18 protein-coding genes and 1 tRNA gene are annotated in these 21,321 nt (G+C 55.9%); 6 read left to right on the forward strand and 13 right to left on the reverse strand.

All coding sequences use genetic code 11. The features are described 5' to 3' along the window. Positions 1-49 precede the first annotated feature (49 nt). The 3 genes from radC to ACR0BI_RS20140 all read right to left on the reverse strand — a co-directional run bounded on the left by radC (position 50) and on the right by ACR0BI_RS20140 (position 1,904). A complete protein-coding gene (gene radC / locus ACR0BI_RS20130) occupies positions 50-991 on the reverse strand; it encodes a RadC family protein (RefSeq protein ID WP_480562885.1) in 942 nt (313 codons plus the stop codon). Between the two features lie 95 nt (positions 992-1,086). Further along, positions 1,087-1,335 carry a hypothetical protein gene (locus tag ACR0BI_RS20135; RefSeq protein ID WP_480562884.1) on the reverse strand — a complete coding sequence of 83 codons (249 nt, stop codon included), beginning with the start codon at positions 1,333-1,335 and terminating at the stop codon, positions 1,087-1,089. Between the two features lie 362 nt (positions 1,336-1,697). Next, positions 1,698-1,904, reverse strand: coding sequence for a hypothetical protein (locus ACR0BI_RS20140; protein WP_480562883.1), 207 nt, complete (start codon positions 1,902-1,904; stop codon positions 1,698-1,700). Between the two features lie 295 nt (positions 1,905-2,199). Here ACR0BI_RS20140 and ACR0BI_RS20145 point away from each other — a divergent pair, with 295 nt between their 5' ends. Beyond that, the gene (locus ACR0BI_RS20145; RefSeq protein WP_480562882.1) at positions 2,200-3,225 is read left to right on the forward strand and encodes a Hint domain-containing protein; all 1,026 of its coding nucleotides are present in this window, start codon (positions 2,200-2,202) and stop codon (positions 3,223-3,225) included. Between the two features lie 812 nt (positions 3,226-4,037). On the opposite strand, the gene ACR0BI_RS20150 is transcribed toward ACR0BI_RS20145, so the two are convergent. Further along, a tRNA-Thr gene (locus tag ACR0BI_RS20150) sits at positions 4,038-4,113 on the reverse strand. 127 nt (positions 4,114-4,240) lie between these two features. Here ACR0BI_RS20150 and ACR0BI_RS20155 point away from each other — a divergent pair. From ACR0BI_RS20155 to ACR0BI_RS20170, 4 genes are all read left to right on the forward strand, one after another. Further along, a complete protein-coding gene (locus tag ACR0BI_RS20155) occupies positions 4,241-5,467 on the forward strand; it encodes a YcaO-like family protein (RefSeq protein ID WP_480879081.1) in 1,227 nt (408 codons plus the stop codon). Then, complete coding sequence (locus ACR0BI_RS20160; RefSeq protein ID WP_480562880.1) at positions 5,464-6,801, forward strand: TfuA-like protein; 1,338 nt, start codon at positions 5,464-5,466, stop codon at positions 6,799-6,801. The genes ACR0BI_RS20155 and ACR0BI_RS20160 overlap by 4 nt, the downstream gene beginning before the upstream one ends. A 12-nt stretch (positions 6,802-6,813) precedes the next feature. Then, a complete protein-coding gene (locus tag ACR0BI_RS20165; protein ID WP_170397993.1) occupies positions 6,814-8,124 on the forward strand; it encodes a gluzincin family metallopeptidase in 1,311 nt (436 codons plus the stop codon). Positions 8,125-8,261: 137 nt separating this feature from the next. Continuing rightward, a complete protein-coding gene (locus ACR0BI_RS20170; RefSeq protein WP_170397991.1) occupies positions 8,262-9,182 on the forward strand; it encodes a pentapeptide repeat-containing protein in 921 nt (306 codons plus the stop codon). 101 nt (positions 9,183-9,283) lie between these two features. On the opposite strand, the gene ACR0BI_RS20175 is transcribed toward ACR0BI_RS20170, so the two are convergent. Continuing rightward, on the reverse strand, positions 9,284-10,048 hold the full coding sequence (locus ACR0BI_RS20175; protein ID WP_170664116.1) for a nuclear transport factor 2 family protein: 765 nt from the start codon (positions 10,046-10,048) through the stop codon (positions 9,284-9,286). Between the two features lie 181 nt (positions 10,049-10,229). On the opposite strand from ACR0BI_RS20175, the gene ACR0BI_RS20180 reads away from it, so the two are divergent. Beyond that, the gene (locus ACR0BI_RS20180; RefSeq protein WP_170397987.1) at positions 10,230-10,607 is read left to right on the forward strand and encodes a winged helix-turn-helix transcriptional regulator; all 378 of its coding nucleotides are present in this window, start codon (positions 10,230-10,232) and stop codon (positions 10,605-10,607) included. A 27-nt stretch (positions 10,608-10,634) separates the two neighbouring features. Here ACR0BI_RS20180 and ACR0BI_RS20185 read toward each other — a convergent pair whose 3' ends face one another. From ACR0BI_RS20185 to ACR0BI_RS20220, 8 genes are all read right to left on the reverse strand, one after another. Further along, the gene (locus ACR0BI_RS20185) at positions 10,635-12,404 is read right to left on the reverse strand and encodes an adenylate/guanylate cyclase domain-containing protein (protein WP_170407986.1); all 1,770 of its coding nucleotides are present in this window, start codon (positions 12,402-12,404) and stop codon (positions 10,635-10,637) included. A 78-nt stretch (positions 12,405-12,482) separates the two neighbouring features. Next, the gene (locus ACR0BI_RS20190) at positions 12,483-13,118 is read right to left on the reverse strand and encodes a GNAT family N-acetyltransferase (protein WP_480562879.1); all 636 of its coding nucleotides are present in this window, start codon (positions 13,116-13,118) and stop codon (positions 12,483-12,485) included. 175 nt (positions 13,119-13,293) lie between these two features. Further along, positions 13,294-13,593, reverse strand: coding sequence for a lipid-A-disaccharide synthase N-terminal domain-containing protein (locus ACR0BI_RS20195; RefSeq protein ID WP_039542759.1), 300 nt, complete (start codon positions 13,591-13,593; stop codon positions 13,294-13,296). Next, positions 13,590-14,351: a glycosyltransferase family 2 protein gene (locus ACR0BI_RS20200; protein WP_170407982.1), complete on the reverse strand. Its 762-nt coding sequence runs from the start codon at positions 14,349-14,351 to the stop codon at positions 13,590-13,592. The genes ACR0BI_RS20195 and ACR0BI_RS20200 overlap by 4 nt, the downstream gene beginning before the upstream one ends. Before the next feature lie 141 nt (positions 14,352-14,492). Further along, the gene (locus tag ACR0BI_RS20205) at positions 14,493-15,977 is read right to left on the reverse strand and encodes an ArnT family glycosyltransferase (protein WP_480562878.1); all 1,485 of its coding nucleotides are present in this window, start codon (positions 15,975-15,977) and stop codon (positions 14,493-14,495) included. A 138-nt stretch (positions 15,978-16,115) separates the two neighbouring features. After that, complete coding sequence (locus ACR0BI_RS20210; protein WP_480562877.1) at positions 16,116-17,105, reverse strand: C45 family autoproteolytic acyltransferase/hydolase; 990 nt, start codon at positions 17,103-17,105, stop codon at positions 16,116-16,118. An 8-nt stretch (positions 17,106-17,113) separates the two neighbouring features. Further along, on the reverse strand, positions 17,114-18,562 hold the full coding sequence (locus ACR0BI_RS20215) for a biotin carboxylase (RefSeq protein WP_170407976.1): 1,449 nt from the start codon (positions 18,560-18,562) through the stop codon (positions 17,114-17,116). Positions 18,563-18,584: 22 nt separating this feature from the next. After that, positions 18,585-21,317, reverse strand: coding sequence for an aminotransferase class I/II-fold pyridoxal phosphate-dependent enzyme (locus ACR0BI_RS20220; protein WP_480562876.1), 2,733 nt, complete (start codon positions 21,315-21,317; stop codon positions 18,585-18,587). Between the last annotated feature and the right edge of the window lie 4 nt (positions 21,318-21,321).

Consider the following 21,321-nt stretch of genomic DNA (forward strand, 5'->3'; position numbering starts at 1 on the left):
AGCATATCGCTTTCCCAATAGCGGCGTTGTCTATCATCCCCAATCCTGCTCAAGACCTAAGCAAGTAACCATTAGCACTAAAGGAATACTCTTCTTTTTTTCCGATAATAACATGGTCATGAATGACAATGCCTAGGGTATCGCAGGCGTCCTTTATCCGCTCAGTCATGACAATATCGGAGTTACTGGGCGTTGGGTCTCCTGATGGATGATTGTGAACGAGAACGAGCGAACTGGCGTTCAGTTCCAATGCCCGTTTCACGACCTCGCGTGGGTAGACCGGCACGTGGTCAACAGTACCCCTAGCCTGTTCTTCATCAGCAATCAGAACATTCTTCCGATCCATGTAGAGAACCCGGAATTGCTCAACCTCGCGATGCGCCATTGCGGTTCGGCAGTAGGTGACCAAGTCTTCCCACGAAGACACAACATCCCGTTTCATTATCTGTGCCTGCGCCATCCTGTGCCCGAAAGCTTCAACAACGCGCAGATGATAGAAAACCCAGTCGTTAGCCCCATCCACCTTAAGAATTCGATGCTTTGAGGCAGCAATGACCCCATTCAAGTCGCCAAACTCAGCCAACAGACGCTTCGCCAATGGCTTAACGTCGATCCTCGGAATTGCATTGAACAACAGCAGTTCCAGTAGCTCATATTCCGGCATTGGATCGTGACCGCCTTTGAGAAAGCGTTGCCGCAGTCGCTCTCGGTGCCCCCAATAGTGAGGCCGGTTAGCGCCGTCGTCGTCCTTAATCAGGCCACCACCAGCAGCGTTCTTTCGTGAAAGTCGGTCTCGGTAAACGTATGACGGCGGGTGTGCAGGTTCAGTTATGGCGTCAGGTGGAGGAGAACGTGCGTACAGCTCCTCCAATCCCTTCAATTCTTCCTCAGAAAAGCCACCTTGCCCATCATGCTTAACTAGCTTTCCGAACCTCTTCCTATCTCGGCCTATGACCTCTTTCAGATTGTCCAGTATCGCCGTTTTCTTCATGGCTACCACTCCATGCACCAACCCCTGGACCATGCTCAAAGGTTGGTTAACGAGTGGTAAAAAAGTCAGATGTGGTCTGACATGAAACCAAGGTCTCAAGCGCGCTGATTGAATATAAACTCATCTACCAGCATGAACGGCTTCAGTTCGAACGTCCCAGCATCCTTTACTTGATTTGCCCGCGCTTTTTTGCGCTCAATCTCATTCAGCAAATAGAAGATACCGGCAGGCTTGCCAGCGAGGTCCCTAGGAACCTCGATTGTTTTGAGCGTTGACCGTGTCTGAACGCGCTCCGTCAAAACTGCCTCCAGTACTTCGATCCTGCATTGGTTTTTGCGCAGCATCGCGTGTGAATGCTACGCAATTCCCAAAGAAAAATGCAATGCCAAGCAGTTAGTCACCAAAACCATGCGTTAATTTTGTCGCTGTTGGGGAGTTCACCCTAAGAATACCCTAAGGTGTTGACGCGGGTAGAAACGTATCAGCGCCTGTAGCCAAATTGTCATGAAACCTCGGTAATCCTGCTCTCAGATTCGAAATTTGGAGCCCGCTATGCTTGAGGTCATCGCATACCACATCGTTTCCTTTGTCGTAGGGTTCTTAATCGGATTGCCTGTTGGAAACGCTGCTTTGCGGTATTTTGAACGTAATGAAGAACGTGAGGTTGGTGGCTGAGCCGCCCTCGTGTTTTCTGTGTTGCGTGTTTTCATCTCTTTGCCGTGGAAAGAGGATCTCGTGTCTTGAGCTTGTCGGCCCAGATGTCGGCATGTTCCTGCAAAAGCACCGAGCGCGTATCGTAAAGCGCCATGAGTTGACTACCCGCCCACATTGCCATGCTCTTTTCCCTTTCGTTGACAGCCAGCTCGTACGCGTGGACAACGACTGATTGGGCGGTTGCGGGGATAAACTTCATCTGGAACTTGCCTTGCTACTCATTCACTGCACTCAACCAACTTAGTCGTTCAATCACAGTGAATTTTGTCACTCAGGAGACGTTGTTGGGGCAGAAACCTAAATTCCGCTTACGCCGTTTAGCAGGTTTAGCGGTTATAGTAGAAGTCAGGTCCAAATCTGAGTTTTTAGTTGGCCTTTCCCTACGGCACGTTCCAAAGCAACCTCGGTTCGGTAACAGAGCTTTATCTTTTCTCCATAAGGTTGCATTCTTCTAATTGAGCTATTGATTGGGTTGTATATCGAGGGATAGCGCTATGGCTTTCATTACGATTCTTGAAATTGACAATGATCCGTTAAGCTTCACAGACGTCACCGTGCTTAACTCTTATCAGGTAGAGATTATTGATGATGATGATGCGCTTGAAGATCCTGATGCAGATGGAAGCCAGCAGCTCGACGTCTCGGGGGTACCTAATTTCCTAGGTGACTCTACCAACTTTCAAACGTTTGAAACCTATAGCGGTGACATAGGTGGGCAGCCTGTAACATTCACACTAGTTCAGTTTTCCAACCCCCAGTACATCATTGTTACATCTGGTGATGTGGATGTCGGAGACACGATAGAAAACACAAACAACAGCATCGTTACTGCACCTCCTTCAGATTACGACACTTTGCCATCCTTTGTATGCTTCACACTGGGGTCGATGGTTTTGACACCTCTGGGCTCACAACCAATTGAGACCTTGCAACCCGGCGACCCGGTGACAGTTTTCGATGGAACGGCAAAGCCTGTTCGCTGGATCGGCAAGCGACGCCTCACCGTTGGCGACTTAAAGCAAAGTCCGCATCTCTGTCCGGTTCGCTTTCGTGCAGGTAGTTTCTCACACAAATGCCCGACACGGGATCTGACGGTTTCGCCACAACACCGGATTGCTGTTACCTCGCCAGACATGCAGCTGTGTTTCGGCGAAAGCTTGATGCTAGCGCCAGCCAAGGGCTTACTGGATGGTGAAATGGTTTTCCAACTCCCCCCCAACCAAGAAGTTCACTACATCCACGTTCTCTTTGACCAACATGAGTTGATTTGTGTTGAAGGCGTGTGGTCCGAGTCTTTTTTCCCCGGCGATACTTCTCTAGACGCGATGGATCGCGCAACGCTTCGCGAGGTTTTCGAGCTATTCCCCGAGCTACGTCAGAGAAGAGGACGATTGGCCGAGACCGTCCTGCCCACACTAAAACCTTATGAGGCAGTTTTGCTACGCAATGGTCTCATTTCACCCGCTGAAGTGCCTTGCACTGTTAGACCTGAGAACAGGGGTCACCAGTTTAATCTATGATTAACGGCAATCAAGTTTACTAACTAGCGTATGCTAGTTTGAGCCCTGATTGTTTAATTCCTCCGATGAAATTGGTTTATCCAACCAAGCCGGGAAGTCGTCTAAGAACTCCAAGTGTTCTTTTAATCATTCGCCTTTATTCACCAAAACCACTCCAGCCCCGTTGGCCGTATCACCTGCATCCAGGAACTGAATGCCTTGGGCTTCAGAGGTCTGAGTATTATGCTTGATAGTTGCTTCTCTGGAGCATTCTTGTTCGAGGCCATGGTAGCTCTGCAAAACCACGAAAAACTGAGTATGCTCGACGCCCTATGCTCATCTTTGCACGATGAAAAGTCTTGGGAGTTATCGTTCCTAGGTCACGGTGCCTTCACGTTCACTCATTTTCACAAAGGCAACAACTACGTTGATTCTCAAGAATTAGCGGACGCAATCGATAGGCGGGATAACCGAACAATCGCCACGTGCGTGCAAGGCCTAGTTGGCACGATGGCAGATCCAGCAGCGTTTCTGACACAAGGCAGGCAGCACTCAATCGACTGTATGAAAGGCAGCTTCATCGACGCAGGGACAAGGGGCGTGTGCGACATCACCGATTTGGATGGCACGCTTAGTGTTCAGGCCATAGTTGATGGGCTTAGCAATAGTCGGGCTAATGAAGCTGATTAGTGGCGTCTAACCCGCTGTCTTGTCCCCTATGTGTCCCCCAGCAACATTGACCATTACAAGGTGAGCAAGGTGGATTAAAAGGTGGACAAAATAACAACTTAAGTATGCAAATAGTTGATAATAATACATTTATTAGATTGGGATGGTGCCTCAAGAGGGACTCGAACCCCCGACCTTGTCCTTACGAAGGACCTGCTCTACCAGCTGAGCTATTGAGGCGATGCGGAAGCTCGTTTAACGGCAGCGCGCGGGTCATGCAAGCGTGGATTGCCGGGCCGGTGCGCGGTTGACCACTACGCATTCATCCCGCATCCTGACGCCGACATGATCCGCCCGGCGGGTTACGATGGTTTATCAGATATTTGGCAAGGTCATTTGGATGTCCGGGAATTCGCAGAAGTCTTATGTGCTAGACACCCACCGGCTGCGCGACCCGGAAGAGACCCTGGCCATCGTCAAACCATTCCTCAAGCAGATGGGCATAACCCGGATCGCCAACCTGACGGGACTGGACCGGGTTGGATTGCCGACAGTGATGGTGACGCGGCCAAACTCGCGCTCGGTCGCGGTGTCGCTGGGCAAGGGGCTGTCGCTGAGCGCAGCCCGGGCTTCGGGCGTGATGGAAGCGATTGAATCCTGGCACGCAGAGCGGATCGAACTGCCGCTACGGCTGTCCAGCTTTGCTGATCTGGCGGTGGAGTATGTGATCGATGCCGACCGTCTGCCCAGCGTCACCGGCGGGCAGTTCGACCCTCATCAGGCGATACTGTGGGTGCTGGGGCGCGATCTGCCCTCGGGCCAGCCCTGCTGGGTGCCGTATGAGATGGTGGACACCGATTATACCACCTCGCCCGTGGCTGGGCAGCGGGCGTTTCCGCGAACGACAAACGGGCTGGCGTCCGGTAACAACGTGACCGAAGCCAGTTGCCACGCGATCTGCGAGTTGATCGAGCGTGACGCCACAACGCTGTGGCACCACCGGGGCGCAACCCCGCGTGTTGATCCCCGTACAGTGGACGACCCGCGTTGCCTTCAGGCGATGGAACAGATTTCTGCGGCGGGGCTTGATTTGGGAATCTGGGACACGACCTCGGACATCGGCATCGCCAGCTTTCGCTGCGCGATATGTGAGGACGGAGGCACCACGGGCCATATCGGCATCGGCGACGGCTGCCACCTGGATCGCGCCATTGCCCTACTGCGGGCGCTGACCGAAGCGGCGCAAACACGGCTGACCTATATCTCAGGGGCGCGGGATGATCTGGACCCGGAAGAGTTCTCGGACACTGCCCGGAACTGGCGCAGCGGATACATCCGCGAACTGATCGATGGCTCGGCGCCCATCGGTGATTTCACCGAATGCCCAACCTACGTGACCGGATCTTTCACGGATGACCTGTCTTTGTTGCTGGCGCGCCTGTCCGAGGCAGGCATAGATCAGGTGGTCACTGTTGATCTGTCGCGACCCGAAATTGACATCGCAGTGGTGCGCGCGGTGATACCAGGCTTGGAAGCGCCCCATGACGATCCCGACTTTGTCGCAGGCCCCCGTGCGCGAGCGGTGACGTCATGAGCGTGGTTGTTTTTGTCGGGCCGACGCTACGGGCCGAAGCCGTGCGCGAACATCTGAACGCCACTATCCTACCCCCGGTTCAGCAGGGCGATGTGTATCGGGCAGTGCGGGAAAAGCCGCGTGCGATCGGGATTATAGACGGGTATTTCGACGGGGTGCCCTCGGTCTGGCACAAGGAAATCCTGTGGGCCTTGGAGCAAGGTATACCGGTCTTTGGCAGTGCCAGCATGGGTGCGCTGCGCGCGGCAGAGCTGGCGGATTTCGGGATGATCGGGATCGGCCAGATTTTTGAGGGTTACCTGAATGGTGCCATCGAAGATGATGACGAGGTGGCGGTGCTGCACGGCCCTGCCGAGCTTGGCTTTCCACCGCTGAGCGAGCCTATGGTCTCGATCCGCGCCACCATTGCGCAAGCCAAGACAGCGGGTGTGTTGTCGTCTGAGACGGGCGACGCGTTGCAGCAAAAGGCGAAAGACCTGCACTACCGTGACCGGGTTTGGGATCGCATCCTTGAGGGCGCTTCGGACCCGCAACCCTTTCAACGATGGTTGCCCGAGGGGCAGGTGGATGCGAAAGGGGATGACGCCCGCGCGATGCTGGCTGAGATGGCCCGCTTTCTGAATGCTGGAACGAATGTGTCAGACGCACATCGCACCGAACGGACGCTGGTCTGGCGTGACCTCTGCGCTCGTGTGGATGGGGAAGCCGCACAACAGGATAGCGAGGCGCGGGCGCTAGTGGATGAGCTGCGGCTTGATCCGGTTCTCTACGCGCATCTGCGTGATCGCGCGGCGTTAGGCTTGCTGTCCAAAGACGAAACCCGCCGGCAGGGTTTGGAGCCGGATAAAAACGCCGTGGTCAAGCAAATGACAGAGCATCGGCTGGAGGCCAGACTGCCCCGCCACGCGGATTTGCTTGAATGGCTGGAAGAAAATGACCTGACCCTTACGCAGTACGAGGCGATGCTGGCCGACAAATCCCGTGTCGATATCGCAATCCAAACGCTGGCCGAGACAATGGATGCCGCTTTGCTAGCCGAGCTTCGACGCTCGGGCGACTACAGCGCGTTGCGCGACCGGGCGCAGCGCAAAGCGGCGTTGCCGCCAGACCAAAGCAACGCTGCAACCCGGACGCGCGCCTTGATCTGGTATTTTGAAACACGTCTTGACCAGAGGGTGCCGGATGATCTTGACTCCTACGCGATCGGGCTTGGCCTTGAGGGGCGCGATGCCTTGGTTGATTTGGTTGCCGCCGAGTTCATGTTTTGCCAAGCTGGTGGCGATCTGGTTGACCAAGAGCCCGGATTGGCAGCCGGTCTGCACGCCGGCGGATAACGGGAGGGAAAATTGGCAATCTGGCCCGACTATTCAGAGAATGACCCCCCCGGCACGCGGTTCTTACTATATCCGCAATCGCCCTTTTTAGAGCCGAATTCCAAGCCCGAACTGGTCGAAATATCGGCCCCGCAAGGGACCATAGGCCCAGGCCCATCGGGCCCCCGCATGTATGCGATGTACCCGGTCGACAAAACGACCCCCTATGGCGCGATGATCGAGGGTGAAGACGGCCCCGAGATGTATCTGCCCGCATGGGACGGCTATATCCTGCCGCCGCCCGAGCCCGATGAGTTTGGCAATTTCATCCATATCGATCCCGAGGACCCGGCCTTTGAAGCCGCCCATCTGTTCGGAGCGGCCCATTTCACCATGGATGTATGGGAGGGCTATTTTAATCGCCCGATCCCCTGGCATTTCGCGCGTGATTTCGAGCGGCTTGAGCTATCGTTGCTGCCAAGTCTAGATAACGCGCATATCGGTTGGGGATTTCTGGAAACCGGTGGCACTCGCGATATCGGTGACGAATACCGCCCCTACAGCCTGAACTTCGATGTGGTCGCGCATGAGATCGGCCATGCCATCATCTACAGCGTGGTCGGCATGCCATCCGAAGAGGATGCGACCGGCGAATATTATGGGTTCCATGAATCGGCGGCCGATATGGTGGCGCTGTTGGCGTCGCTGCATTTCGGCTCGGTCGTGGATGAATTGCTGAAAAACACGCGCGGCAACCTTTATACCTATAACCGGCTGAGCCGCTTTGCCGAGCTGTCGCAGAACTCGCAAATTCGGATCGCCGCCAATGACCGGACGCTTTCTGAATTCTCGCATGGATGGTCCAGCGAACACGCCCTGTCGGAACCACTGACCGGGGCGATGTTCGATATTCTGGTCGATATCTACCACGAACGACTGGTAGCACATGACGTGATCGACCCGGAGATGGAGGAGCTCTCGGACGAGTTGGAAGGGACCGACGAATACAACGCGATCATGCAGGACCTGTTCGACGAACATTACGCAGCCGACCCCGAAGGCTTTCGGGTCGCCCTGATCGAAGCGCGTGATTTGCTGGGGTCCTATCTTGCAGATGCGTGGGAGAAACTGGACCCCGATATGCTGAGCTACTTCGGCGTTGAACGCGCCTTGGTCATGGTCGATCACGAGGTCACCGGCGGCGCATTCCGGCAGATTATCGAAGGCAATTTCCGCATGCGCCACATCGGATTGACAGCGCCCGGCCCCCGTTTGACCAAGCCCGACGGAACGAGCCATGCCGCGTCGGTTCGTACGCTGTCACCCGAGGTGAATGAACCTTAAAGTCTTTGTTTTTCCCCCGCTATTGTGGCAGGTTACGCGCACGGGGTGATAATAGTGACATTCAACGCGCACTGAATGCGCAAACCGGGACAGGCGAGGCAATCGGCAGCGTCGACCCCCGATAGGGAGAAAGTGATATGTCTGAGTCCTTACTCAGTTTTTCCGAGGTATTACTGTTTGGGCGAGAGTTAAGTGATTTAAAACTGAAACAACGCTCGGTCCGGTTGGCCGAAGAGGTTGAGGAAGACTACGACTTCAGTAAGAAATTCACTAAAATCGACGGCGTGCATGTCCGGGAAGACGATCGCGTTCTGGTCCAGGTCGGGGATGCGGCGAATGAAAAGTCCGGCATCTACAAGGTCATCAAGGACGGCGACAAGTTCAAGTTCGACAAGCGGAAGAAGGTTCCGCACGACTCGTTTGTCTATATACGCCGCGGACGTCAGTTCAAGCATACCCACTGGCAGCAGATCGCGAACCGGCACTCGGAACAGCTGTTCATCGAACAGGATGGCCGCCGGAGGGGTCGCGGCGTCAATAATTTCATCGGGGACCAGTTCGGAGGCGATGCACGACTGGCCCGGATTTACGGCTTCGCCTATGACGGCACCTATTACGAGATGCCAGAACCCACGATCTTTCTGGTGCATGGCGAAGGCGAGAGCGCGACGGGTGGCAACCTGCCCCATGGCTTCAAGCTGCAGACCAGCAATGACGCTAACGCGCCGGACACCACGCAACAGGCCGCACGCGCGCCGATGAACCCCTCGGTTTCGGGCGTCGCGGCAGCGGATTACCAGATGGCCAATGACATCCGCGTCTGGAACTACGATCAGGCCGATTACACCATCCGCATGGATATCGCAGCCGGTCAGATCGAAGACGTGCTGCTGGACGTCTATTTTGAATATGACGCACCGATGATGTCCGGAGCCAAGGTCTCGGGCGCCAAGGTGAGCGGGGCCAAGGTCTCGGGCGCGAAGGTCAGCGGGGCCAAGGTGTCCGGTGCTAAGGTGTCAGGTGCCAAAGTCAGCGGCGCAAAGGCACGTGGTGAATAGGAAGGTTGAAATGATCCTGACCGATTGACGTTTGGTTTTATTCCAACGTCTGCTTTGGGTTGGCGGGCCATTTGTGCCTGACCCGCCATCCCTTTCGAAGATCAGAACTTGCCGTTTTCGTGCGCCATTTCGGCTGGCGTAGGCGAAACGACGTCCCAATGTTCAACGATCTTTCCATCTTCGACGCGCCATAGGTCGAAGAAGGCCCAAGGGTTCCCGCTGACGGTGGCATCTGAGGCGACAAAGACAAAGTTGCCTTCGGCCACCACAATCTGCGGCTCGAATTTGGTGATCACATTCCCCTGCTCTGCCCAGGCTTTGGTGCCCTCGATCAGGCCATCGATCCCATCAGCAAGCATTGGATTGTGCTGCATATAGACCTCGGAATACATCGGAGCTTTCTCGGGCGCGGCACCGCCCAGAACGTCACGCACAAACCCCAGAACCAGCGCCTTGTTTTCTTCTGTTTTCTCAAGATCGGTGATCTCGGTCGGCCCATCTGTCATGCCACGGCCCGACACTGTTGTTTCAGGAACGGGCTGCAAATTGTCCCAATGTTCAGCAACTTTGCCATTCTCGACGCGGAATATGTCAAAGGCGGCGAGGGTCGGTGCACCAAAAGCGTCCGCGTTGTCGAACGTGCTGTGCAATACAACCATATCGCCCTCGGTGATGACCCGGTGGGTAGTTGCAGTCATCCCGGATTGTTCGACCAAAGGGATCAGGCCGGCCAGGCCTTCGGCTCCGGTCGGGACTTGCGGGTTGTGCTGAATATAGTCCGGGGTAACGAGCTGTAGCGCTGCCTCCGGATCATGTTCAGCAAAGGCAGCCGTAAAAAGTGCGATTACAAGTTCTTTGGGGGACATGTTGATTTCCTGTGATTCGTATCTACTGGATACGTGGTAGCAAATCAATACTACATTTCAATTACGTACTTTAAAATGACCTGGTATGCTTGAGGCTACTGCCCGAATTTTCAGGTAGTTGTACCGAGGCCAACGTAACGCTATTGTGCGATTAAGTTTCGAAACAATACCAGAGATTGATATGCTACCAATTGGTGTTGCCAACAAGGCAGAAGCTTCCAACTGCTCAATCCGTTCCGTACTGTCCAATGTGACGGGCAAATGGCGGATGATCATCATCCTTGCGCTGGAGGATGAGCCGAAACGCTTTGGCGATCTCAAGCGCTGTATCGGAGACATCACACAAAGTGTGTTGACCGAAAACCTGCGCGGGTTGCAACGTGATGGTTATTTGACCCGCACCGTCGATCCCGGACCGCCAGTGGCAGTGTCTTATGAATTGACACCTTTGGGCAGAAGCTTGCTTGAAATGCTGAAACCGCTCGTCTTCTGGTCGCATGAACAAATGGATGAAGTCAGGCGACTACGCATGCAGTTCGACCGCGAACAGGCGAGTTGATTTTTATAGGCGAGATCGGGCAGCAGCTCAGAACCCGGCCTTTTTGAGCCCCTCGACAAAATGCTGCGTGTCGTCGGACAGGCGGTCCGGCTGAACCTTGGCCCAGCGCGATAGTGAGAAATTGGGATGCGCTGCGCGGTGTTTGTCGGCGATCTGGCGGGCCATTTCCAGCTCGCCCTTATGGGCATAGCTGGCAGCCAGCACGCGCTGCCCCTCGGTCGGGTTGTTCATCTTGTTCACGCATGAGATCACGTCGTCATAGCGTTTGAGATTGTAATAGGCCCCGCCCAGATGCCACAGGTACTGATCGGGGAAATAGGGGTTCAGGCGCATCGCCTGCTGCAGATGTTTGATGGCGGTTTCGTTGTCGCCCCAATGGGCCAGCGCATCGGCGTAGTCCGAATGCATGTCCGCATCGTTGGGGTTAAGCTGCAGGGCGCGTTTGTAGGATTCGATCGCCGAGTCATGCTCTTTACGATAAAGCTGCACATAGCCCAGCTCTCCAAACCCGCGCGCGTCTGTGGGGTCAAGCTCCACCGCACGCTGAGCCAGCGACAGCGCCTTGTCCAGCGCGCTGTTTGGGTCTTCGGTCCAGGAATAGCGCCAATCGATGTTGAGCGTGCGTGACAGGGCTGCTGCAGCCCGAGCATAGCCGCCGTCGCGCTCAAGCGCGGATTCGTAGCAATGCTGCGCCTTGCGGTTGTCGTTGCGGGTGTATTTGAAAATATGGTGCTGCCCCTGCAGAACCGAACCATAAGCCCGCAGGTCTGACGGGATTGCCTGCACCATGCGCAGCTTTTCATGCGACTCGATCATGACTGCGGTGGCGGCAACGATGCACTCGGTCACCTCATCCAGGATGTCGAAGATATCATCGAGCTTACGGTCGAACCGTTCACCCCAGATGGTGCGTTCGGTGTTGGCGTCGATTAGCTCGGCCGTGATCCGGATACGACTGGACGAGCGGCGCACACTGCCGCGCGCGATATAGCGCACGTTCAGACGCCGAGCGGCTTCTTGCGGCGACATCGACTGGGTCTTGAAGAAGAACGAGGAATTCCGGGCAATGATGAACAGGTTCCGGAACTTGGACAGGTTCATGATGATGTCGTCGGTCAGCCCTTCGGCGACCCAGCTGTCATCTTCATCCCCGCCTTGGCTGGTAAAGGGCAGCACCGCAACCGACGGGTTATCGGGCCTTTCAAGCACTTCCAGCTGCATCTCAGGACGTAGGGTTGCGGCCATTGTTGCACCCTCGACCTCGGTTCGGACACAATAGGTCGCGACCGGAGACATGATGTTCTTGAGCTGCTTGGGACCAAGGAATTCATAGCCATAGCGCAGGCGGTTACGGATCTGTTCATAGACGGCTGCGCTGACATAAACCCGTTCTGGCTCGGCAATCTCCTGCAGGCGGGCAGCGATATTGACGTTGTCACCGTGGATGCCGCGTTCGTCCATCAGAACTTCGCCCATGTGAACGCCAGCGCGAAATTTGATGTTGTGCTCGTCATCCCGCGCCTGATTATGTTCCGCAGCGATCCGATGCAGTTCGATGCTGAACTCTACTGCACTGGTCGCCGTGTCGAATAAAGCAAGGATGCCGTCACCGCGCACTTCGATGATTTTGCCCTGATACTTTGAGCAAGCCGATTCAAGCTGCGAAAGCAAAGACTTCAACGCGTTATACGTATCCATCTCATTCTCGCTCATCAGGCGGGAATAGCCGACAACGTCGGCAAAAAGCACCGCGCCTAGTTTCTGTTTTATTGATGCGTCCGAACCGGTCGTGTTCACTGGCAATACTCAATTGTGTTGTCATGTCGAATCCGACAGGACTGTTTTAGCAAAAAATGACTCAGAATACGTAACATTTTAGGTATCTGCACCGGAATCGGGGGGCCAAGACCACCCAGAGGCATCAAAACTGACCACTGTTTGGGTGCCTAACTCCTGCGCGAGCACCTCTCGACGCGCGATCCAGTCCTGCTGCAACATGCCGACGACAACCATGTCATGGAACTGCCCATCCGCGAACCAGGCTTGACGCATCGTGCCCTCGATCTCGCAGCCGATTCGCTGGATCAGATCACGGCTGCTGTGATTGTCGGCCCGGTAATACGAGGTGATACGGTTCAGCCCCAATTGCCGGAATGCGAAATCCAGCATCAGCGCAACCGAACGCACCGCCACGCCATGTCGACGGATGGATTTGTCGACAAAAACCGGAACCACCGCATCCCTGTTGACGCTGGAAATTGCTTCAAGCCCGGTCATCCCCACCAGATCACCACTGTCAGATTCGATTGCGAACCAGCATTTGCAGCAGTCCTTTGAGGTGTTTATCGCGTCTTCCCAATATTGTTCGGTCTGTACCAGGTTCTGAGGAATGCGCGACGTTCGGTCGAACAGGGCCAGGTCATGGATATCCTGAAACCAGCGCGCAACTGTTCCCAGATCCGTCTTTTCCAAAGGGCGCAATCTGAACAACCGGGGTGAGCTATCGGGCAAGAGAAAATATCCTCCGAGTACAATTCTGAAAATCTATTCGCGGGATACTAGCACGAAAATTTCAGAAACAATAAGAGGTTGTTCACACAACGCAGCCGTAGGCCGCTACCCGCTGAACGGGTGCAACCGACAAACTTGTAATGGGTGGCAGGTCGTAAAGAAGCGTTACGATCAATCAGCGGTTTTCAGCGCGAATGAGGAAGATGTTGCGCAGGTAGATGGACAGGCCCATCGACTGACCCAGAATAAAGACCGGGTCACGGCGATAGATCGCATAGCTCAGCAGGATAAGCCCGCCGCCGATCGAAAGGTACCAGAACGCCATCGGGATGACGGATTTCTTGGCGCGCTCTGACGTGATCCATTGCACGATAAACCGGGCGCTGAACATCAGCTGACCGGCCAGACCGATAAAGACCCAGAGCGCCTCGGTCGGGCTGTCGACGTGCAGGATTTCCAGAATGGTTTCTTTCATGACCGGGACGCCTCGGTTGCGGAAACGGATTTGGCGCGGCGGGTCAGCCAGACGACGCCGAACAGATCCCAGATGCCGACCATGGCCCGCCCGAAATTGGTGTATTTGGATTCGCCCGACAAACGCTGCTGATGCGCCACATCCACCAGCGCGATATTCCAGCCATAAGCCTTGAACAGAGCGGGCAGATAACGGTGCATATGATTGAAAAAGGGCAGATCAAGGAAAGCCTGCCGTCGGAACGCCTTGAAACCGCAGCCGGTGTCACGTGTGCCGTCTTTCAGCATCCAGCCCCGCAGTGCATTGGCAAAGCGCGAGGCAAGCTTCTTTGACGCAGTGTCTTGTCGGCCAACCCGTTGCCCCGCCACCAGGCCAATCGAGGCATCACCACCCGACACCAGCGGCGCCCAAATCTTTGGCAGTTCTTCCGGCGGGTTCTGTCCGTCGCCATCCAGCGTACAGCAGATATCCGCGCGTGCTTCCTTGACGCCGGAATGCACGGCAGCACTTTGGCCACCGGCCGTTTTGTGCTGCAGGATGCGCAGTTGCGGACAGTCTTTCTGCATCTGTTGCAGCGCCGCAAAAGTGCCATCGGTCGATCCATCATCAACCGCGACAATCTCGAACGCGGGCAATTCGGTCGCAGCAGTGCAGATGCCCTGGATAAGACCAGGAACAGCCCCCTGTTCGTTATGCATGGGAATCACGATCGACACAGTGGGTCGATTGTCAGCGTTGGCATCATGATCAGCATGCATAGTGGATAGCTTTACTTGTTTCAGTCTCAGGGCTTTTGCGGGATCAACGGCGAAAATTCAAGTGGCCACCGCATCGCAGGCCAACATCTGCGCAACTTGTTGGGGCATTGTTCAGCGATGGGGCGGATTGCACCGTGTCTCCTATTCAGGGGCGGGCGTGACACCGGTTGCTGACCAATAGACCAAACCGTCAACCGCAGTTGGCTGCGTCTCGAGCCCGATCAGGTCAGGTGCCAGCTCAGACAACTCACCCTCCGAACAGAGCCCTCGCAGCGGGCCGGTGGCATAGCCGAACCTGTCGAGGTATTTGTGCAGCTCCAGCCGTCTGAGATAGACAAAGCGCCTACCGTTGGAAGCAAAGACCGATGCCGCCCCGGGCGGTACGCGCAACTTGCGGTCATAGGCGCAGAGCAGCAGGGTTTCATCCGGTTGCAGCATTGCACCCAAAGGGGTCAGAATCTCGGCCTCGGGCACGCCCAAACGCACGCGACCCTTGCCCAGATCGGTGGCATCGCGGTCATAGAACAGGCCGCCTGCAACAAAGACCAGACCCAGCGCGGCCACCATCCCGGCCCAGCGCAGGCGCTTGACCGAAAACAACAAACCGGTTGCGGCGACCATCAGCATCGGCAGGATCAGCAGGGTGTAGCGTGCATAAACCTTGCCGGCTGCGGCCCACATCATGATGACGAAGAACGCGGCTATCCCTGTTGCAGCAAGAAGTCTGGGCCGCTTTTGCAGAAATGGCAGAGCGCAGATGCCGACAAAACCCAGTAGCCGCAACCACGGCTCGCCCGCGATGATCAGATCATAGAGTTTCCCGAAGCCGCGATCGCTGAGCGATGGGCGAAAACGATCCAGCATCTCGCCTTTGATGTTGCCATCCAGCGAGTCGCCAAAGAGGAACCGAAGCTCTTGCAGGATCGGCCAGGCGAAGGCCAGCGGGATCGCAATCTTGAGTGTCCGGCGAAACGTTCTGTTCTGCCAGATCTCGCTGAACGGTTCCGCCTGCCATCTGTTGGTCAACTTCAGCGTCAGTAGTGCCAGCGCCAGAAAGGCCAGCGGGGTTGGGCTTTTCTGCAAGGCGGCCAGTACCAGAGTTGCGCCGAAATAAGGCCAGTATTTCGGCTTTTCCAACGCTGCCAACAGGGCTGCAATTCCAAGGGTCGAAAAGAAAACCGCACCGGTATCAAGCATCGCGGATGTGGCGTGTTGCCAGAACTGAAGCGACGTGGCCACCAGCAGGACCGAAGGCAGCATGGCCCAGGGGCTGTCCGGGATCATCACCCGCGCCAGTACGGCCGTTGCCATCAGCGCGCCCAGCGCAAAGATCATCGACGGCAGGCGCAAGGCCAGAATATCAGATACGCCAAACTCCATCAGCAGTGCAGACATCCAATACTGCATGGGCGGTTTTTTCAGGCTAGGTTCGTTGTTGGAATAAACCGCCAGCCAGTCCCCATTGCGCGCAAAGCCTGTACTGCGGTCATAAGTGTAGAATTCATCGTAGTGATAGATGTTCCCAACACCCAGATCAGTCAGATACCAGGACCAGACCATGACCATCACCAATGCGGTGACGAAGTAAGGAAGCAATCTTAGCCAATTTGGGGAGGTACCGGTCATGCTTTCCGTGGTCCTATCGCGTCATAGAAATATGTGGTGTTGATCCCGCCGGGCCTTGTTTGAAACTGCCGCGCGTCGCGCTCCCATTATTGCGTCGCCCGTCCAAGAGCAAGAAGTTTAGAAGGGCGACCGCGCTTGTCAGACTGCAGGCTCGGCCTCGTCGGGCAACATCAGGCTCAGCTCACCCTCTTTGAAGCCATCGAAGGACAAGTCCCAGCTGGCACCGGGCCAAAGCAGTTGCAACTGCTTCTTCGCAGGCCGATAGACCGCAGTATAGAGCGTGCCGAAACCTGATCTGAAAGCCGTTGAATAAAGCGGCGGACGCAGGAACGCATCGATAAACCGCTTCTCGCTTTCCGGGTGCTGATTGAGACGGTTGAGCAAGAACCTTTCGCGTTCCACGGTGGCCGTAAAGCGCGCATGCGTGGACCATTCGACATGGCCCTGATGGTTGGTCGCGACCGGCTGGTCCGAGATTTGCGGGTGCCGGTCTGGGGCTAGATAAACCGTGCTGTGGTTATACTTGGCATCCAGAACGGTGACGTTATAGCTCATGTGGCAGGGGATGCGGCACAGGCAGTCGACCGCCTCGGCCGTTGTCTCGCAGGTTTGAAGGACATAGCGCAGGATCAGCGGCACGCCAAAGCCGTCGCCGACCTCGCGCCGCCCGCCAAAGGTGAGCGAGACCGTCAGACCGGCATCGTTGATGCCATCAAGCAGACCCAGAACGCCGTCGCTCATCCCGATGATCCCGCGCCCGTCCCAGCGGGTTTTCAGCAGAGCGGCGTCAAAGGTTTTTGGATGGTAGTCGTAATTGCGCACCAGAAACGGTGTCTTTCCACGCCAAATCGCCTGGCTGCAGCCCGAAAGATATTTCGGCGGGCAGTAAAAGCTGAGAAACCGTGCCTGGCTGTCGCTGCCGCCGACCAGTTCGACGATCTCTTCGTACAGCGGCAGAATCTCGGGCATGTGTTTTTGCAGGGCGCGTAGACATTCGCGATAGGTGGGGCGGGCCGAATACCCCTCTTGCGCCCACCATTTGCGGTAGGCGGGCCAGTATTCGGCAAACAGCCCGGCCAGCTTGGGACCGGGCTGCGCTTCGTCAATTGAGCGAAAAACAAGCGCCATGGGGCTTTCTACATGATTTTGAAGGCGGGGTCTTCCATCGGTTGTGCGGCGGGCAGCGGTTCAGCCGTATAAGCCGAAGTGATCCCATGAATCCACTTCTTCGATTTGTCTGTCAGTTTGAAGCCCTTGGTCATCGACCGCCCGCGAGTCACGAGGATACCCAGATCAGCACCCTCATAGCGGTAATCACCGACATTCGAGATACGCAGGAAGAACGCTTCGTTCTCGCCCACCGCGCGGCGGTGATAGTCGAAGCGGTCGAACACGACGCGGCCATCTTCCAGCATCTTGTAGATGCCCGACTGTGGGGCCTGCGTGATCCGGTCGACACTGTCATCGGTGTGTTTGATTACCATTTGCGACCAGCTGTCGATCATGTCCGGATCCGCCCAGCGGGCATTCAGTTCCTCGACATCCAGCTCGAAGGGCTTCTTTGAAAACTCAAGCAGGTGGAACAGAAACAGCGGCGCATCGGCGTGTGCAAAGGCCGCGTGGTTGGTCATCGAACTGGCGCCAGTGATGCGGGGGTTCAGTTCACCCAGCCACAGCTCATCGGTTTTCTTGTCAATCAGAAAGTCGAGTTCGAAATAGCCGCGATAGCCGGATTTCCGCAGTTCTTCACCGAACTGGAACGTCAGCTGCCGGGCCTGTTCGCGGGCCTTAGGTGGGAAAGCGGTCGAGAAAATCTCATTCCCGCACCAGCCGCCGCGATAAGGCGTGAGTTCCTTGAAGCCCACAAGCTCAGTCATCAGCGGGCCAACGATGGTACCCTCCGAGGTCGCGCAAGCCTCGATCGCCGCCCCGCGGCAATCGATCCGCTTCATGATCTTGATCTCACCTTCGCCGATGATCTCGTCTTTGTGCTTGTTGAAATCAGCTTCGGACTTGATGAAGAACGTCGTATGGCCGCTGTCGCCAAAGGCGGATTGTAGCACCAGATCATTCCCCAATCCGGCCTTTTCGCAGATCTTTTTCAGGTGATCATAGCTTTTGACAACGCTCAGCGTGTTGGGCACCGAAGGCACACCCGCCTTATTGCCGATACGGACAGTTTCGATCTTGTTGTCACATTTGGTGCGCAGCTTGGCTTTGGGGAACCACAGCTGACCGCCCAGCTCCTTGACCAGCTTCTCGGTCGTCTCGTCGAACATCAGGAAAACAAACTTGGGCTTTCCACCACGCCGCTTGACCAGGTCGATGACCTCTTTGTGCTGCAGCAGATAATTGTTGATGTCTTCGATGGACTGAAACTCATCATGCGGCATTTCCGAAGGCACAAACACGTTCGGATGTCGCCCGTCAAAGCAATCCATGTAGCAGATATAGGTGAAGTTCATCACCCATTCATCCAGTCCCAACAGATTGAAATTGGTCGCCGATACAAAATAGATCGGGTCCTTGTTGGTATGGAAATACCGGCGGATTTCCGAGATGTTTTTCAGCACCTTCTTTGGCATGATTGTTGTCCTCCCTGACCCCTTAGGGGTTCTTTACTGACTTCAAAGCGTCTTCGGTAAAAATGCGCAGGCCCAGATCGGCACGGAACCCATGGATTTCCGAGACGTCCAGTTCCTGCATGAATTTGAGAATTTCAGGGCTGATCACCTGCCCCGGTACCAAAATGGGAAAGCCCGGCGGATAGGGGATCACGAAGGTGGCCGAGACCATCTCTTCCCCGGCTTCGAGCCGTTCCAACATCTCCTTGTCGGGCTCGACGTAGTCGCAATTGTCTTCGTCATAGGACAGAAAAAACGCCGTACGGATGTCACCGGCTTCGGTACCTGCTTCACAGCGGAACGCATCGTGGAACCGACTAAAATCGGGCAGAGGTGGGACGTGTTCGCTCAGATTCCTGACGCGCTTTTCAAAGGCCCGTTTTTCCATCTTCGAGGCATCGTCCATCAGATCGTCGAGTTCCTTGGCGATCTCGACCAGAACCTCGATCAGATAAGCGACCGAGCTGCGTGTGGTGCCGATATTGGTCATGAACAACACGGTATTGCGCGAGGTCTTGTTGATCTGGATGCCGTATTTATCCATCAGGATCTTGGTCTTGAACGTATCGCCGTCCCAGCCCGTGGCGCCCACATGCAGCGTGATGCGGGTGGCATCCAGAACAAACTCGTCCTTGGCCCAGCAATCCCAAACATCGGCCCATCCCTGATCGGGATCGAAATAGCTGGTCATGCCGCTTTCGCGATATTGCTCGGGGATCATGTCGCCCGCCGTGACCAGCTTGAAATACTTTCTGAGCAGCGGATGGGTCGTCACGGCCCGGCGGATTGCCATCGCGCTTTCGACCTGCCGCTGGACGAACTCGTACCCTTCGATCTCGACTTGTCTGCGCCCAACATCCAAAGAGGCGATGATCTGGTAATTGGGAGAGGTCGAGGTGTGGGTCATATAGGCCTCGTGAAACGCCTCTTCGACCGCACCTTTGAACTGCTGGTCATTGACGTGGATCATCGAACCCTGCCGCAGCGCAGTTAGCGTTTTATGCGTTGATTGTGTGGCATAGACCCTAACACGCGCATCGGGCGGAGCGATCAGGCGGGTGTTCAGAAGGGTCTCATCATCCGTGCCCTTCAATTCCTCCTGCTGGTTGGCATGAGCCTCGGCATGTTCTGGGGTGCGGAATTGTTCGCGCAGGATATTGGCTGATCGCATCGCAGTACGTACGCGCGAATTCGGGGCAAAGCGCGCGTAACCGAACCACGCCTCATCCCACAGGAACACAAGGTCCTTTTTGATCGCCAGACATTCCTGCATCACCCGCTGCACGTTGTAGACGATGCCGTCGAATGTGCAGTTGGTCAGCAGCACCATACGAACCTGATCCAGCTTGCCTTCGGCCTTCAGGGTCAAAAGCTTGTGCTTGATTTCTCGGATCGGCACCGCGCCATACATCGAGTAATCGTGCAGCGGATAGCTGTCCATATAGACCACGCTCGCCCCCGCCAGCACCATGCCGTAGTGGTGCGATTTGTGGCAATCGCGGTCGATCAGCACGATATCTCCGGGCCGTACCAGTGCTTGCACAACGATTTTGTTGCAGGTCGAGGTGCCGTTAGTCGCAAAAAAAGTCTGTTTAGAGCCGAATGCGCGTGCGGCAGCCTCCTGCGCCTCTTTTATCGGACCTTTGGGTTCCAGCAGAGAATCCAGCCCGCCCGAGGTGGCCGAAGTTTCCGCCATGAAGATATTTGATCCGTAGAACGCCCCCATGTCCTGAATCCAGTGGCTGCGACTAATCGATTTACCCCGGCTGATCGGCATCGCGTGGAACACGCCCGTGGGCTGTTTTGAGTATTCCTTGAGCGCCGTGAAGAACGGCGTCTTATAGCGCCGCTGCACCCCGCGCAGGATGTTCAGGTGCAATTCCAGAAAGTCTTCCTGATTGTAGAAGACCCGCCGGCACAGGCCCAGATCGAGACCGGCAATATCTTCCGCCGAACGGTCGGTGATTAGATAAGCGTCCAGCTCGGGGCGCAGCATGCCGATCCGGCGGCAGGTTTCTGGTCCGTATTCCGAGGGTGACAGCGCATCAAGATCGGCGCCCTCGCCATAGAGACTGATATAGCGGCCCAAAACATTGGTTTCGTTCTTGGACTTCAGGCTAAGGCCCGGGCGAACAATGACCGCCTGTACATTCTGGTTGAACAGAACCCCGATCAGCGCATCCTCGACACTGGGAACGACAACGGTTTCATAAATAAACGGATCTTCGCTGCGGCGCATCCGTTGCAGGCTGGTTTGCAGGAACCGTTCCTGATGTTCGTTGACCTTGTCAACGATCATCACCTCGAAATATGGGCGGCCCAGCGCGCGGGCTTCATGGCTTTGAGTGGACTCGTCCTCGAACTCATCAACCTCGGTCTCATCCGCGATCAGCGGGATCGAGCGGCGACGATATGCCCCTGAGGTCAGCGCCCGCGACACCCGGCGCACGGCGGTTGAGAAATCGCCAAAGTTTCCATGGTCCAGCAAACGACGCAGATAGTCGAACGCCGATCCGCCCGGAAAAGCGAAATACACCTCGATCGGGGCCAGCGCCTGCAGCAACTGCCGTGCCCGGTCCCGATCTTTTTCGTTACCGCCCTGATCCAGGGACTCGGCCGTTTCCCGCAGCGCGCTCCACCGGTCTGCCCTCAATTGCGAGGCGCTGTAGTAGTCCGAGATGGTGTGGAGCTTTTCGCTATCGGAAATGCCGTGCATGAAA

The sequence above is a fragment of the Ruegeria sp. E5 genome (assembly GCF_056534105.1).

Coding starts and splice junctions, on each gene's coding strand:
- ACR0BI_RS20145 (WP_480562882.1), top strand. CDS start 2,200: ATGGCTTTCATTACGATTCTTGAAATTGACAATGATCCGTTAAGCTTC.
- ACR0BI_RS20160 (WP_480562880.1), top strand. CDS start 5,464: ATGAGCGTGGTTGTTTTTGTCGGGCCGACGCTACGGGCCGAAGCCGTG.
- ACR0BI_RS20215 (WP_170407976.1), bottom strand. CDS start 18,562: ATGCCAAAGAAGGTGCTGAAAAACATCTCGGAAATCCGCCGGTATTTC.
- ACR0BI_RS20180 (WP_170397987.1), top strand. CDS start 10,230: ATGCTACCAATTGGTGTTGCCAACAAGGCAGAAGCTTCCAACTGCTCA.
- ACR0BI_RS20140 (WP_480562883.1), bottom strand. CDS start 1,904: ATGAAGTTTATCCCCGCAACCGCCCAATCAGTCGTTGTCCACGCGTAC.
- ACR0BI_RS20220 (WP_480562876.1), bottom strand. CDS start 21,317: ATGCACGGCATTTCCGATAGCGAAAAGCTCCACACCATCTCGGACTAC.
- ACR0BI_RS20155 (WP_480879081.1), top strand. CDS start 4,241: ATGGTTTATCAGATATTTGGCAAGGTCATTTGGATGTCCGGGAATTCG.
- ACR0BI_RS20135 (WP_480562884.1), bottom strand. CDS start 1,335: ATGCTGCGCAAAAACCAATGCAGGATCGAAGTACTGGAGGCAGTTTTG.
- ACR0BI_RS20175 (WP_170664116.1), bottom strand. CDS start 10,048: ATGTCCCCCAAAGAACTTGTAATCGCACTTTTTACGGCTGCCTTTGCT.
- ACR0BI_RS20170 (WP_170397991.1), top strand. CDS start 8,262: ATGTCTGAGTCCTTACTCAGTTTTTCCGAGGTATTACTGTTTGGGCGA.
- ACR0BI_RS20195 (WP_039542759.1), bottom strand. CDS start 13,593: ATGAAAGAAACCATTCTGGAAATCCTGCACGTCGACAGCCCGACCGAG.
- radC (WP_480562885.1), bottom strand. CDS start 991: ATGAAGAAAACGGCGATACTGGACAATCTGAAAGAGGTCATAGGCCGA.
- ACR0BI_RS20200 (WP_170407982.1), bottom strand. CDS start 14,351: ATGCATGCTGATCATGATGCCAACGCTGACAATCGACCCACTGTGTCG.
- ACR0BI_RS20210 (WP_480562877.1), bottom strand. CDS start 17,105: ATGGCGCTTGTTTTTCGCTCAATTGACGAAGCGCAGCCCGGTCCCAAG.
- ACR0BI_RS20205 (WP_480562878.1), bottom strand. CDS start 15,977: ATGACCGGTACCTCCCCAAATTGGCTAAGATTGCTTCCTTACTTCGTC.